Source organism: Sphingomonas sp. Leaf28, assembly GCF_001421685.1.
GTDB classification, from domain to species: Bacteria; Pseudomonadota; Alphaproteobacteria; order Sphingomonadales; family Sphingomonadaceae; genus Sphingomonas; species Sphingomonas aurantiaca.
The window spans coordinates 333,437-348,086 of record NZ_LMKX01000009.1 but is presented as its reverse complement, the minus strand read 5'-3'; the positions used below and the strand labels follow the sequence as shown (position 1 = coordinate 348,086).

The 14,650-nt window shown below is 63.9% G+C and carries 14 protein-coding genes; all 14 read right to left on the bottom strand.

Translation table 11 applies throughout. The features are described from left to right. Window position 1: 1 nt before the first annotated feature. The 14 genes from nuoN to ASE79_RS14720 all read right to left on the bottom strand — a co-directional run bounded on the left by nuoN (window position 2) and on the right by ASE79_RS14720 (window position 14,595). Entirely contained in the window at window positions 2-1,447 is a 1,446-nt protein-coding gene (gene nuoN, locus ASE79_RS14785; protein ID WP_056418100.1) for an NADH-quinone oxidoreductase subunit NuoN, read from the bottom strand. Next, window positions 1,447-2,979 (bottom strand): NADH-quinone oxidoreductase subunit M, encoded by a 1,533-nt coding sequence (locus tag ASE79_RS14780; protein ID WP_056418096.1) that lies wholly within the window; start codon window positions 2,977-2,979, stop codon window positions 1,447-1,449. The genes nuoN and ASE79_RS14780 overlap by 1 nt, the downstream gene beginning before the upstream one ends. After that, window positions 2,979-5,078, bottom strand: a complete 2,100-nt coding sequence (nuoL, locus tag ASE79_RS14775; protein ID WP_056418093.1) for an NADH-quinone oxidoreductase subunit L — start codon at window positions 5,076-5,078, stop codon at window positions 2,979-2,981. The genes ASE79_RS14780 and nuoL overlap by 1 nt, the downstream gene beginning before the upstream one ends. 5 nt (window positions 5,079-5,083) lie before the next feature. Then, a complete protein-coding gene (nuoK, locus tag ASE79_RS14770; protein ID WP_082441002.1) occupies window positions 5,084-5,392 on the bottom strand; it encodes an NADH-quinone oxidoreductase subunit NuoK in 309 nt (102 codons plus the stop codon). Continuing rightward, entirely contained in the window at window positions 5,389-6,000 is a 612-nt protein-coding gene (locus ASE79_RS14765; RefSeq protein WP_056418090.1) for an NADH-quinone oxidoreductase subunit J, read from the bottom strand. The genes nuoK and ASE79_RS14765 overlap by 4 nt, the downstream gene beginning before the upstream one ends. 125 nt (window positions 6,001-6,125) lie before the next feature. After that, the gene (gene nuoI / locus ASE79_RS14760; RefSeq protein WP_055877898.1) at window positions 6,126-6,611 is read right to left on the bottom strand and encodes an NADH-quinone oxidoreductase subunit NuoI; all 486 of its coding nucleotides are present in this window, start codon (window positions 6,609-6,611) and stop codon (window positions 6,126-6,128) included. Next, window positions 6,608-7,654, bottom strand: coding sequence for an NADH-quinone oxidoreductase subunit NuoH (gene nuoH / locus ASE79_RS14755; protein ID WP_056418087.1), 1,047 nt, complete (start codon window positions 7,652-7,654; stop codon window positions 6,608-6,610). Before nuoH ends, nuoI begins: the two co-directional genes overlap by 4 nt. Then, window positions 7,651-9,645, bottom strand: coding sequence for an NADH-quinone oxidoreductase subunit NuoG (nuoG, locus tag ASE79_RS14750; protein ID WP_056418083.1), 1,995 nt, complete (start codon window positions 9,643-9,645; stop codon window positions 7,651-7,653). The genes nuoH and nuoG overlap by 4 nt, the downstream gene beginning before the upstream one ends. Then, window positions 9,645-10,946, bottom strand: coding sequence for an NADH-quinone oxidoreductase subunit NuoF (gene nuoF, locus ASE79_RS14745; RefSeq protein WP_056050371.1), 1,302 nt, complete (start codon window positions 10,944-10,946; stop codon window positions 9,645-9,647). Before nuoF ends, nuoG begins: the two co-directional genes overlap by 1 nt. Next, window positions 10,946-11,614, bottom strand: a complete 669-nt coding sequence (locus tag ASE79_RS14740; RefSeq protein WP_055877907.1) for a complex I 24 kDa subunit family protein — start codon at window positions 11,612-11,614, stop codon at window positions 10,946-10,948. Before ASE79_RS14740 ends, nuoF begins: the two co-directional genes overlap by 1 nt. Then, window positions 11,614-12,825, bottom strand: coding sequence for an NADH-quinone oxidoreductase subunit D (locus ASE79_RS14735; RefSeq protein ID WP_416354518.1), 1,212 nt, complete (start codon window positions 12,823-12,825; stop codon window positions 11,614-11,616). Before ASE79_RS14735 ends, ASE79_RS14740 begins: the two co-directional genes overlap by 1 nt. A 20-nt stretch (window positions 12,826-12,845) precedes the next feature. Next, the gene (locus ASE79_RS14730) at window positions 12,846-13,670 is read right to left on the bottom strand and encodes an NADH-quinone oxidoreductase subunit C (protein ID WP_056418077.1); all 825 of its coding nucleotides are present in this window, start codon (window positions 13,668-13,670) and stop codon (window positions 12,846-12,848) included. Then, window positions 13,667-14,230: a NuoB/complex I 20 kDa subunit family protein gene (locus tag ASE79_RS14725; protein WP_082445332.1), complete on the bottom strand. Its 564-nt coding sequence runs from the start codon at window positions 14,228-14,230 to the stop codon at window positions 13,667-13,669. The genes ASE79_RS14730 and ASE79_RS14725 overlap by 4 nt, the downstream gene beginning before the upstream one ends. Then, window positions 14,221-14,595, bottom strand: coding sequence for an NADH-quinone oxidoreductase subunit A (locus tag ASE79_RS14720; protein ID WP_056418071.1), 375 nt, complete (start codon window positions 14,593-14,595; stop codon window positions 14,221-14,223). The genes ASE79_RS14725 and ASE79_RS14720 overlap by 10 nt, the downstream gene beginning before the upstream one ends. Window positions 14,596-14,650: the final 55 nt, after the last annotated feature.

Sequence of the window (14,650 nt, the reverse complement as noted above, 5' to 3'; positions counted from 1 at the left end):
CTCAGAACAGCGCCCGTGCGGCCGCCATCGTCCACGCGCCGAGCACGGGGATGAGGAGGTAGCCGGCTGGCGAGACGAACACCGCGGCGATGGCGATCAGGCCACCCTCGACCTTGCTCTCCATCGGCGCGAAAGCCAGCGCAGGATCGTCGAAGTACATCGTCTTGACGACGCGCAGATAATAATAGGCGCCGATCACCGAGGCGGCGATGCCGACGACGGCCAGCGGGAACAGCCCGGCGTCGACCGCCGCACTGAACACCGCGAACTTCGCGTAGAAGCCGAACAGCGGCGGGATGCCGGCCAGGCTGAACATGAAGATCGCGAGCGCCGCGGCCAGCGCGGGCTTGGTCCGCGACATGCCGGCGAGGCTGTCGATCGTCTCGACCGGCTGACCGTCATCGCCACGCATCTGCACTACGACCAGGAACGAGCCCAAAGTCATCGCGACATAGATCGTCAGGTACATCAGCACCCCCGACACACCCGCGGGCGTACCCGCGGCAAGACCGATCAGCGCGAAGCCGACATTGTTGATCGACGAATAGGCGAGCAGCCGCTTGATGTTGGTCTGGCCGATGGCGGCAACCGCACCGAGGATGATCGAGGCGAGTGCCGCGAAGATCACGATCTGGCGCCACTGATCGGTGGCAGGCCCCATCGCATCGACCGCGACCCGCACCGCCATCGCGAGCGCCGCGACCTTGGGGGCCGAGGCGAAGAACGCGGTGACCGGCGTCGGTGCGCCCTCATAGACGTCAGGCGTCCACATGTGGAACGGCACTGCGCTGATCTTGAACGCGAGCCCGGCGAACACGAACACCAGCCCGAACAGCAAGCCCAGCGACTTGGTGCCCGCATAGGCGTCGGCGATCCCCGAGAACAACGTCGTGCCGCTGAACCCGTAAACCAGCGAGATGCCGTACAACAGGATGCCGCTGGCCAGCGCGCCGAGCACGAAATACTTGAGGCCCGCTTCGGCCGACCGCCCGTCGCGCCGCATGAAGCTGGCAAGGACATAGGCGGCAAGGCTCTGGAGCTCCAGGCCGACATAGAGCGTCAGCATGTCGCTGGCCGAGACCATGATGCCCATGCCGCACGCCGACAACAGGATCAGCACCGGATATTCCGGGCGCAGATCGTCGCCATGCGAGCGCGCGAAGAAGCTCGGCGCCATCACGATCGCAACCGCCGAGGCGATATAGATCAGCACCTTGGCGAACGCACCGAACGCATCGGCACGGTACAGCCCGTCGAACGCATAGCCGCCCGACGATGCCGGACCGACCAGCGCGATCCCTGCGCCCACCAAAACGAACACGGAGGCGATCGACACGGCGCGCGTCGACTTGTCCCCGCCCCAGGCGGAGACGAGCATCAGGGCGATCGCACCCAACGCCAGCACCAGCTCGGGCAGCGTCATTGCGATGTTAGCGGCGTAGGTCATCAGTGTGCCTCCCCGTGCGCGGCGTCATGCACGGTGGCGGGCTTCCCCGCAGTTGGGTTCGAATCGCTGGCGGGCTTGGCGCGGTCGACGCGGGCGAGCAACACGCTCACGTCCTTGCGCATCGGTGCCAGGAAGCTCTCGGGATACACGCCCATCCACAGCACGACGGCCGCGATCGGCGCGAGCAGCCAGAACTCACGGGCCGACAGATCGACCATGCCGCGAACCTCGTCCGACTTGATCTCACCGAACACCACACGACGGTACAGATACAGCATGTACGCAGCGCCAAGGATGATGCTGGTCGTGCAGAGCAACGCCGTCCAGGTCGAGACCTGATAGGTGCCCATCAGCGACAGGAACTCGGCGACGAAGCCGCTGGTACCCGGAAGGCCGATCGACGCCATCGTGAAGAACAGGAACAGGATCGCATAGCGCGGCATATTGATCGCGAGGCCGCCATAGCGCGAGATCTCGCGGGTATGGAGCTGGTCGTAGATCACGCCGACGCACAGGAACAACGCACCCGATACCAAGCCGTGGCTCAGCATCATGATCATCGCGCCTTCGATCCCCTGCCGGTTGAACGCGAACAGGCCGATCGTGACGATCGCCATATGCGCGACCGACGAATAGGCGATCAGCTTCTTCATGTCCGACTGCACGAGCGCGACGAGGCTCGTGTAGATCACCGCGACCGCCGACAGGCCGAAGATCAGCCAGGTCAGCTGACCCGACGCCTCGGGGAACATCGGCAGCAGGAAGCGCAGGAACCCGTATCCGCCGAGCTTGAGCAGCACGCCCGCCAGGATCACAGACCCTGCGGTCGGCGCCTGCACGTGCGCGTCGGGCAACCAGGTGTGGACCGGCCACATCGGCACCTTGACCGCGAACGATGCGAAGAACGCCAGCCACAGCCACGTCTGCACATGCGCCGGGAAGTCGTAGTTCAGCAACGCCGGGATGCTGGTCGTGCCCGCCGTCTTCGCCATGTACAGCATCGCGATGAACATCAGGACCGAGCCGAGCAGCGTGTACAGGAAGAACTTGTACGACGCGTAGATGCGGTTCGCCCCGCCCCAGATGCCGATGATCAGATACATCGGAATGAGGCCGGCTTCGAAGAACACGTAGAACAGGAACAGATCCTGCGCCGCGAACGTGCCGATCATCAGCACTTCGGTGAACAGGAACGCCGCCATATACTCCGGCACGCGCGTCGTGATCGAACGCCAGCTGGCGCCGATGCAGATCGGCATGAGGAACACGCTGAGCATGATCAGCATCAGCGCGAAGCCGTCGATGCCGAGCGACCAGCCGAACGGCCCGAAGATGCCCGGGGCATGCTCGACGAACTGCCACTGCGCGCCGCCGATGTCGTAATTCATCCACAGCATGATGCCGAGAACGAAGTCGATCAGCGTCGCCGCCAGCGCGAGCATCCGCGCCGTGTTCGCCGAAACGAACAGGCATGCGATGGCCGCGACCATCGGGACCGCGATCAGGACGGAAAGGATAGGAAAGCCGGTCATCAATAGAGTCCGATCGCCCAGGTGACGGCTGCGGTCAGGCCGATCAGCATGACAAAGGCATAGGTGTAGAGATATCCCGTCTGGAAGCGGCCAGCGACGCGCGCGCCGATCTGGACCAGCCATGCCGACCCGTCGGGGCCGAACCGGTTGATCGTCTTCTCGTCGCCACGGTGCCAAAGGAACCGGCCGATCGCGAAGGCGGGACGGACGAAGATCAGGTCGTAAAGCTCGTCGAAATACCACTTATGCAGCAGGAAGTCGTAGAGCACGCCGAACTGTTCGACGACCTTGGCCGGGAACGAGGGGTTCTTGATATAAGCGTACCAGGCGGTCAGCAGGCCGAGCAGCATCGCGATCGTCGCCGACAGCTTGATGATGAGCGGAACGCCGTGCATCTCGTGCATCAGATGTTCGCGGAACGCGAGTGCGCCCTTCCAGAACTCTTCGCCCGCGGTCGGTTCGATGAAGTAGCCGTGAAACACGAAGCCCGCCAGCACCGCGCCGATCGACAGGACGATCAGCGGGATCAGCATCGGCAGCGGACTCTCATGCGGGTGATACCCGCCATCGCCTTCCGCCGGCGCATGCGCTGCGTCGTGATGATCGTGCGGCGCATGCCCTGCGTCCTCGGCCTTGGCCGGGTTCGCATGATGGTCATCTACGTGATGAGCATCGTCATGATGACCGTGCGCGTCGTGGAGCGCATGCTGGATATGCTCCGATGCGGCCCAGCGCGGCTTGCCCCAGAAGGTGAGGAACATCACGCGCCACGAATAGAAGCTGGTGAGCAGCGCGACGAGCACGCCGACGAACCAAACACCCGGCTGACCGGCCGCCCAGCTCGCCTCGATGATCGCATCCTTCGAATGGAAGCCTGCGAACCCGAACGCGGTGTTGCCGAAGATGCCGGGGATGCCGACGCCGGTGATCGCGAGCGTACCCGCCATCATGCCCCAGAACGTCACCGGGATCTTCTTACGCAGGCCGCCATAATAGCGCATGTCCTGCTCGTGGTGCATCGCATGGATCACCGAGCCGGCACCCAGGAACAGCAGCGCCTTGAAGAAGGCGTGCGTGAACAGGTGGAACATCGCCGCGCCATAGGCGCCGACGCCGGCTGCAAAGAACATATAGCCGAGCTGCGAACAGGTCGAATAGGCGATCACGCGCTTGATGTCGGTCTGGACGAGGCCGCAGGTCGCCGCGAACAGGCAGGTCGCGGCACCGACCGAGGTGACCACGGTCAGCGCGACCGGGCTCATCTCGAACATCGGCGACAGGCGGCAGACCATGAAGACGCCCGCGGTGACCATCGTCGCCGCGTGGATCAGCGCCGACACCGGCGTCGGGCCCTCCATCGCGTCCGGCAGCCACGTGTGCAGGCCGAGCTGCGCCGACTTGCCCATCGCGCCGACGAACAGCAGCAGACAGAGCACCGTCATCGTATCGAGCCGGTAGCCGAGGAACCCTATCGTCGAGCCCGCCATGCCAGGTGCGGCCGCGAGGATCTCGGGGATCGAGACCGTGCCGAACACGAGGAACGTGCCGAAGATGCCGAGCATGAAGCCGAGATCGCCGACGCGGTTGACGACGAACGCCTTGATCGCGGCCGCACTGGCCGATGGCTTGCGGAACCAGAACCCGATCAGCAGGTAGGAGGCGAGCCCCACGCCTTCCCAGCCGAAGAACATCTGGACGAGGTTGTTCGCGGTCACGAGCATCAACATCGCGAAGGTGAACAGCGACAGATACGCAAAGAAGCGCGGCTGGTCGGGATCCTCGTCCATATAGCCCCAGCTATACAGATGGACGAGCGCCGAGACCGACGTGACGACCACGAGCATCACTGCGGTCAGCGCATCGACGCGCAGCGACCACGCGACGTTCATGTTCCCTGAGTGAATGAAGTCGAGCAGCGGCGCGACGGTCGCGGTGCTGGTACCTGCCATGAAGCCGAGGAAGATCGGCCAGGACAACAGGCACGACGCGAACAGCGCAGCCGTGGTGACGATTTTCGCCGGCACGTTGCCGATCGCGCGATTGCCGAACCCGGCAACGATCGCGGCCAGTAACGGCAGGAAGACGATAAGCTGGATCAACCGTATTACCCCTTCATCCGGTTGACGTCGTCGACCGCGATGGTGCCGCGACCGCGGAAGTAGATGACGAGAATGGCGAGCCCGATCGCGGCCTCACCCGCGGCGACCGTCAGCACGAACATCGCGAACACCTGTCCGACGAGATCGTGGAGGAACGCCGAGAACGCGACGAGATTGATGTTCACCGCCAGCAGGATCAGCTCGATTGCCATCAGGATGACGATGAGATTCTTCCGGTTCAGGAAGATGCCGAGCACCCCCATGGTGAACAGGATCGCCGCGACGACCAGATAATGGACGAGACCGATCGTCACAGTTCGACTCCCTGCCCGACGACCGGGCTCGTGTTGCGCGTGGCGTCCTGTGGACGGCGGGCGTTCTGGCGCGCTACATTCTGCGCCTTGACGCCGCCACGCTGGCGGTGGGTCAGGACGATCGCACCGATCATCGCGACGAGAAGCACAAGACCTGCGCCCTCGAATACGAACAGATAGCGCGTGTAGAGCAGGTTTCCGATCGCCTGGATGTTGGGCACCGTATCGTCGATCGGTGCCGCGCGCCGCGCCAGCTGGATAGGCCCCGTGCTCCAAGCGCCGATCGCGATCATCACCTCGGCCGCCAAGGCGACTGCGAGCGCCAGACCGATCCCGAAATACCGCGCCACGCCGGCACGCATCTCGGCAAAATCGATGTCGAGCATCATGACGACGAACAAAAACAGCACCGCGACCGCGCCGACATAGACGATGACGAGCAGCATCGCGATGAACTCGGCACCCACCAGGATCATCAGACCCGCGGCGTTGAAGAACGCCAGGATCAGCCACATCACCGAGTGAACCGGATTGCGCGACGCGATCGTCAGCGCCCCCGAAAGGACGACGACGAAGGCGAAGAGGTAAAAAGCCAAGGCCTGGATCACGCAATCACCCTCCCCGTCACCCCAGCGAACGCCGGGGTCTTAACGTTGGTGAGTGCGCCCGTGCGGCACGAGATCCCAGCCTGCGCTGGGATGACGGAGTTGATCTGTGTCATCGCGGCGCTCGCTTAACGGTACGGCGCATCGGCGGCAAGGTTCGCCGCGATCGCGCTTTCCCAACGGTCGCCATTATCGAGCAGCTTCGACTTGTCGTAGATCAGCTCTTCGCGCGTTTCGGTCGCGAACTCGTAGTTCGGGCCCTCAACGATCGCATCGACCGGGCACGCCTCGGCGCAGAGGCCGCAATAGATGCACTTGGTCATGTCGATATCGTAGCGCGTCGTGCGGCGCGACCCGTCGTCGCGCGGCTCGGCCTCGATCGTGATCGCCTGGGCAGGGCACACGGCCTCGCACAGCTTGCACGCAATGCACCGCTCTTCGCCATTAGGATAACGCCGCAACGCATGCTCGCCGCGGAACCGCGGGGACACAGGGTTACGCTCGTACGGATAGTTGATCGTCGCCTTCTCCTTGAAGAAATAGCGAAGCGTCAGCGCATGCGCCTTCACGAATTCCCACAAGGTGAACGACTTGATGATCTGAGCAACGCTCATGAACCCACTCCAACGCGCGTCAGCATGAGATAGCCCGACACGAGGAAAACCCAGAACAACGACACGGGCAGGAAGACCTTCCAGCCGAGCCGCATCAGCTGATCGTAGCGATAGCGCGGCACGGTCGCCTTCACCCAGCTGAACAGGAAGAAGAAGAACAGGATCTTGGCGAACAGCCAGATTATCCCCGGCACGTAGTAGAGCGGCGCCCAGTCGACCGGTGGCAGCCACCCGCCCCAGAACAGCGTCGCATTCAGCGCGCACATCAGCAGCACGTTGGCATATTCGCCGAGCCAGAACAGCGCGAACGACATCGACGAATATTCGGTCTGGTACCCGGCGACGAGCTCGCTCTCCGCCTCGGTCAGATCGAACGGCGCACGCTGCGTTTCCGCGAGCGACGAGATGAAGAACATCACCGCCATCGGGAACATCAGCGGATTGAGGATATAGCCGTTGAAGATCCAGACATGCGATTTCTGGGCGAGCACGATCGCCGAAAGGTTGAAGCTGCCGGTCCACAGCACGACCGAAATCAGGATGAAGCCGATCGCGACTTCATACGACACCATCTGCGCGGCTGCACGAAGCGCCGAGTAGAACGGATATTTCGAGTTCGACGCCCAGCCCGACAGGATGATCCCGTACACCCCGAGCGACGACGCCGCGAGCACGTAGAGCAGGCCGACATTGATGTCCGCGAGCACGACGCCGACGCCGAACGGCACTACCGCCCAGACGATCAGCGCGACCGTGAAGGTGATGATCGGTGCCAAAAGGAACAGCGCCCGGTTGGCGGCAGCCGGAACGATCGTCTCCTGAAGGAACACCTTCAGGCCGTCGGCAAAGCTCTGCAGCAGGCCGAACGGCCCGACGACGTTGGGGCCGCGACGCAGCGCCATCGCCGCCCAGATCTTGCGATCGGCATAGATGATCATCGCGACCGCCAGCATCAGCGGCAGCGCGATCACGAGGATGTCGATGATCGTCGCGAGGAAGAACGCCCAGTCGTAACCGAGCGAGGATTCGAACCAGGAGATCATTCAGCCGCCTCCGCAAAGTCTTCCCCGTGGAGAAGTTCTGCCGAACAGCGCTGCATCGTCGGCGACGCACGGCCGATCGCGTTGGTCAGGTAGAAGTCCTTGATCGGGTATCCAGCAAGAACCCCCTCACCCGCGCCGCTGAGCGCCGGCGGGTTCCATTCGAACGTCGCGAGCGCCTGATGACGCAGCGCGGGAACGGCGGCGAACATCTCTTCGCGAAGCCCCTCGAAGCTGTCGAACGGCAGCGTGTGGCCGAGCGTGTCGGACAGCGCGCGGAAGATCGACCAGTCGTCGCGCGCATCCCCGGGAGCAAACACGGCGCGCTCGCCGCGCTGGACGCGACCCTCGAGGTTCACCCACGTTCCCGACTTCTCGGCATAGGTCACGCCTGGCAGGATGACGTCGGCAGCCGCCGCGCCCTTGTCGCCATGATGACCCACGAACACCTTGAAGCCCGCAAACTGACTGAAATCGACCTCGTCGGCGCCGAGGAAGAAGCCGAGCTTCGCCCCCATCACGTCGGCGATCCCGCCCGTCTGCGCATAGCCGAGCATCAGCCCGCCCATCCGCGACGCCGCCATATGAACGACGTTGAAGCCGTTCCAGTCAGCCTTGATCAGACCCAGCGTATCGACAAGCTTCAGCGCAGCCGCATGGCCGCCCTTCAGCGCGCCGCCACCGACGATCACCATCGGACGTTCTGCTTTCGCGAATGCCTCGGCGACTGCGTCGGGCAGGTTGCCAAGCAGTGCCAGATCGTCGCCGAGCCACTCGACCTTATACGTCAGGTCCGTTTCCGGCCCGATCGCAAAGACCTTCGCGCCCTTCTTGATCGCCTTGCGCACCCGCGTGTTCACCAGCGGCGCTTCCCAGCGCAGGTTGGTGCCCACCAGCAGGACCGCGTCGGCGCGCTCGGTGCCGGCAATCGTCGTGTTGAAATTGACCGCAGCGATGCTCGATGCGTCATAGGCCATGCCGGTCTGGCGGCCCTCGAGCATCGTCGAGCCCATCTTGGCGAGCAGCGCCTTGGCGGCGTACATCGTCTCGCAGTCGACCAGATCGCCCGCAACGGCAGCAACGCTCGACCCGGCGTTCACCGCCTTGATCGCCGCAAAGGCCTCGTCCCAGGTAGCCGGAACCAGCTTGCCGTTCACGCGGACATAGGGCTTGTCGAGACGACGACGCACGAGACCGTCGATCGCGTGGCGCGTCTTGTCGGTCGCCCACTCCTCGTTCACGTCCTCGTTGATCCGCGGCACGCAGCGCAGCACCTGGCGACCACGGCTGTCGAGCCGGATGTTGGTGCCGACCGCGTCCATGACGTCGATCGTCAGAGTCTTGCGAAGCTCCCACGGACGCGCCTCGAACGCGTAGGGCTTCGACGTCAGCGCGCCGACCGGGCACAGATCGACGACATTGCCCGACAGCTCGCTCTTGACCGCATTCTCGAGATACGAGGTGATCTGCATATCCTCGCCGCGGAAGATCGCACCGATCTCCTCGACCCCGGACACTTCCTCGGCAAAGCGGATGCAGCGCGTGCACTGGATGCACCGGGTCATGACCGTCTTCACGATCGGACCCATATACTTCTCGGTGACCGCGCGCTTGTTCTCGTCATAGCGCGAATGGCCGCGGCCATAGGCGACCGACTGGTCCTGCAGATCGCACTCGCCGCCCTGATCGCAGATCGGGCAATCGAGCGGATGGTTGATCAGCAGGAATTCCATGATGCCCTCGCGGGCATTCTTGACCATCGGCGAGTTCGTGAAGATCTCCTGCTTGTCCGCCGCCGGCAACGCGCACGACGCCTGCGGCTTGGGCGGACCAGGCTTCACCTCGACCAGGCACATCCGGCAATTGCCGGCGATGCTCAGGCGCTCATGATAACAGAAACGCGGGATCTCCTTGCCGGCAAGCTCGCACGCCTGCAGCACGGTGGCACCCTGCGGCACCTCAATCTCTACGCCATCGACTTTGACTGTAGGCATTACTCTGCGGCTTCCATCATCGGCGCGGTGTCGCCACCACGTTCACGGATACGGCGTTCCATCTCGGGGCGGAAATGCTTGATCAGGCCCTGGATCGGCCAGGCTGCGGCGTCGCCGAGCGCACAAATTGAGTGACCCTCGACCTGCTTGGTGACCTGCTGGAGCATGTCGATCTCGGACAGCTCGGCGTCGCCGGTGCGCATCCGCTCCATCACGCGCCACATCCAGCCGGTGCCTTCGCGGCACGGCGTGCACTGGCCGCAGCTCTCATGCTTGTAAAAGTACGAGATTCGGCTGATCGCGCGGACGATGTCGGTCGACTTGTCCATGACGATGATCGCCGCGGTGCCGAGGCCCGAACCAACCGCCTTCAGACCGTCGAAATCCATCGCGCAGTCCATGATCTGCGCGGCGGGCACCAGCGGCACCGAAGAGCCGCCCGGGATCACCGCGAGCAGATTGTCCCAGCCGCCACGGATACCACCGCAATGCGTCTCGATCAGGTCGCGGAACGAGATGCTCATCTCTTCCTCGACGACGCAGGGCTTGTTCACATGGCCGCTGATCTGGAACAGCTTGGTACCGCGGTTGTTCTCCGCGCCGAAGCTCGAGAACCAGGCCGCACCACGCCGCAAGATCGTCGGCGCAACCGCGATCGACTCCACGTTGTTGACCGTCGTCGGGCAGCCATAGAGCCCGGCGCCCGCCGGGAACGGAGGCTTCAACCGCGGCTGGCCCTTCTTGCCCTCGAGGCTTTCGAGCATCGCGGTCTCTTCGCCGCAGATATAGGCGCCCGCACCCCGGTGGACGAACACGTCGAAGTCGTAGCCCGACCCGCACGCATTCTTGCCGATGAAGCCGCGATCATAGGCCTCGGCAACGGCTGCGAACAGCGTCTCGGCCTCGCGGATATATTCGCCGCGGATGTAGATGTACGCGGCGCGCGCACGCATCGCGAACCCGGCGATCAGCGCGCCTTCGATCAGCTTGTGCGGATCGTGCCGGATGATCTCGCGATCCTTGCAGCTGCCCGGCTCCGATTCATCGGCATTGATGACGAGGAAGTTCGGCCGGTCGGGCTTTGGCTCCTTGGGCATGAACGACCATTTCGTGCCGGTCGGGAACCCTGCCCCGCCACGGCCACGCAAGCCGCTCGCCTTCATCACGTCGATGATCGCGTCCTGGCCGAGCGCCATCAGGTCCTTGGTATTGTCCCAATCGCCGCGCATGATCGCTGCGTCGATATTCCACGGCTGGAAACCGTAGACATTGGTGAAGATGCGGTCCTTGTCGGCGAGCATCAGGCCCACTCCCCCCGGTAATCGTGGTTCGCGTCGACCATCGCCTTGAGCGAGGTCGGGCCGCCTTCGGGGCAGCTCGCACGGCGGCCGAACTGCGGCCCCGGCGTCGGCGTGCCACCATTGGCGAGCGCCTCGAGGATCTCGGTCGTCTTGTCGTAATCAAGATCTTCGAAGTTATCGTCGTTGATCTGCACCATCGGCGCGTTCGCGCAGGTCCCCAGGCACTCGACCTCGGTCAGCGTGAACATGCCGTCGGGGGTCGTGCCGCCCTTGACGAGGCCACGGTTCTTGCACGCCGCCAGCACGTCGTCCGAACCGCGCAGCATGCACGGCGTCGTGCCGCAAACCTGCACGTGATAGCGGCCGACCGGCGCCAGGTTGAACATCGTGTAGAAGGTCACGACCTCATACACACGCATGTACGGCACGCCGATCTGGCGCGCGACGAACTCGATCACCGGAACGGGCAACCAGCCCTGAGTCTGCGTTTCCGCGCCGACCTGGCGCTGCGCCAGATCAAGGAACGGAATCGACGCTGACTGTTCGCGGCCCTTCGGATAGCGCCCGAGGATCTCGTTCGCCTTCACCTGGTTCTCGTCCGTCCAGGCGAACGAACCCCAGCGTGCGCGGGTCTCTGCCTCGTCGGGAATTTTCGGAGCTTCAGCCATCAGCGGTCACATTCACCAAAAACGATATCCATCGCGCCGAGGATCGCGGTCGTATCCGCCAGCATGTGGCCCTTCGCCATGAAGTCCATCGCCTGGAGATGCGAAAACGCGGTCGGGCGGATCTTGCAGCGGTACGGCTTGTTGCTGCCGTCGGCGACCAGATACACACCGAACTCGCCCTTGGGGCTCTCGGTCGCGACATAGACGTCGCCGGCGGGCACATGGAAGCCCTCGGTATACAGCTTGAAGTGATGGATCAGCGCTTCCATCGACTGCTTCATCTCACCGCGCTTGGGCGGCACGACCTTGCGGTCGAGCGACGCGATCGGCCCCTCGGGCATGTCGCGCAGACACTGCTTCATGATCCGCGCCGACTGACGCACTTCCTCGACGCGTACCATGAACCGGTCATAGCAATCGCCGCGCGTGCCGACCGGCACCTCGAAGTCCATCTTGGCATAGACGTCATAGGGCTGCGACTTGCGCAGATCCCAGGCGATGCCCGAGCCGCGGATCATCGGGCCGGAGAAGCCCCATTTGATCGCATCGTCACGGCTGACGACCGCGATGTCGACGTTGCGCTGCTTGAAGATGCGATTGTCCGCGACGAGCGAAATCGCATCCTCGAACAGCCGCGGCAGGCGCGTGTCGAGCCAGTCGCCGATATCGGCGAGCAGCTTGAGCGGTGCATCCTGATGCACGCCACCCGGACGGAAGTAGTTCGAGTGCATGCGCGCGCCCGAGACACGCTCGAAGAAGTTCATGCAATCCTCGCGGATCTCGAACATCCACAGGTTCGGCGTCATGGCGCCGACGTCCATAACGTGCGACCCGAGGTTCAGCATGTGGTTCGAGATGCGGGTCAGCTCGGCGAAGAACACGCGGAGATACTGCGCGCGCTCTGGGACTTCGAGATCGAGCAGCTTCTCGACCGCGAGCACCCAGCTATGCTCCATGCAGAGCGGCGAGCAATAATCGAGGCGATCGAAATACGGCAAAGCCTGCGTGTACGTCTTGTACTCGATCAGCTTCTCGGTGCCGCGGTGGAGCAGGCCGACATGCGGATCGACACGCTCGACGATCTCGCCGTCGAGCTCCATGACGAGGCGAAGCACGCCGTGCGCGGCGGGATGCTGCGGACCGAAGTTGATCGTGTAGTTCTGGATCGTGACGTCGCCGGTCGTCGGATCGGCCGCGTCAGCCTCGCCCAGAAGTTCCTCTACGTAGAGACTCACTGGTTCTGTCCTCCACCCTTGGTCGGGATCACGTCGGGGCTGGCCGGCTTCGGGGTCGCGTCGGACTCCGACTTGCCGATGCCCGTCTGTGCGGTCGACTCGGTGCTCTTGGGTTCGCTCGGCGCCTGGGTCGGCGACTGCGCGGCGCCAGCCTTGGCGATCGCGTCGGCGCTGAGCGGCGTCTGCGCACCCTTGGCCTGCGGCAGCGCACCCTTCTCGTCGCCCGGGAGCACGTAGTTCGCGCCCTCCCACGGAGACATGAAATCGAACGTGCGGAAATCCTGTGCGAGCTGCACGGGCTCGTACACGACGCGCTTGGCTTCTTCCGAATAGCGCAGCTCGACATACCCCGTCAGCGGGAAGTCCTTGCGCTGCGGATGGCCGCGGAAACCGTAATCGGTCAGGATGCGGCGCAAGTCCGGGTTGCCGCTGAACAGCACGCCGTACATGTCGTACACTTCGCGCTCGAGCCAGCCCGCGACCGGCCAGATGTCGGTCACCGACGGCACCGGCTTTTCCTCGTCGGTCGCGACATGCACGCGCAGGCGGTGGTTCCGCGTCAGCGACAGCATGCAATAGACGACTTCAAACCGCTCCGCGCGATCGGGATAGTCGACGCCGGCGATCTCCATGAGCTGCTGATAGGCAAGCCCCGGCGTATCGCGCAGCGCGATCATCGCATCATACAGGTCCTCGCGACGGACGTGCAGCGCGACCTCGCCGACATGGTCGACCGCGTCGAGCAGCATGCCGCCGAGCGCAGCACGTGCCGCGTCGATCACGCCGTCGTTCGACGCATAGGCTGGTGCGGGCGCCCTCACCGTTCGATGCTCCCGGACCGCCGGATCTTCCGCTGCAGCTGCATGATGCCGTACAGCAGCGCTTCCGCGGTCGGCGGGCACCCGGGGACGTAGATGTCGACGGGCACGATCCGGTCGCAGCCACGCACGACGCTGTAGCTATAATGATAATAGCCGCCGCCGTTCGCGCACGATCCCATCGAGATCACGTATTTCGGCTCCGACATCTGGTCGTAGACCTTCCGCAGCGCCGGGGCCATCTTGTTGCACAGCGTGCCTGCGACGATCATCACGTCCGACTGGCGCGGCGAGGCGCGCGGTGCGGCGCCGAAGCGCTCCAGATCGTAGCGCGGCATGTTCACGTGGATCATCTCGACCGCGCAGCAGGCGAGCCCGAACGTCATCCACCACAGCGAGCCGGTACGCGCCCACTGGAACAGCTCCTCGGTCGACGTGACCAGAAAGCCCTTGTCGGTCAGTTCACCGTTCAGGCCGTCGAAAAACCCCTGGTCGGGTGGCACGATCGCGCCACCGCCTGCGGGGGCCAACAAACCGGGCTGCGGTGTGAGCTCTACTCCCAATCGAGTGCTCCCTTCTTCCATGCGTAGACGAGGCCAAGGGCCAATTCGCCGATAAAGATCATCATCGAAATCCACGCGGTCCAGCCGAGCGTGAAGACCGAGACGGCCCAGGGGAACAGGAACGCCGCCTCGAGATCGAAGATGATGAAGAGGATGGCGATCAGGTAGAACCGTACGTCGAACTGGCTACGCGGATCCTCGAATGCGGGGAAGCCGCACTCATATTCGCTGAGCTTCTCGGGCGTAGGCTTGTGCGATCCGGTGAGCCTGGAGACAGCCATCGGCAGGAACACGAACGTGCTCGACAACAAGATGGCGACCCCGAGGAACAGGAGGATCGGAAGATAGTGCGACAGGTCGACCAAATGGCTTCTCGCATATGCGAACGGATGGGCAGCCTTTAGGCCGATGGCTCCCACG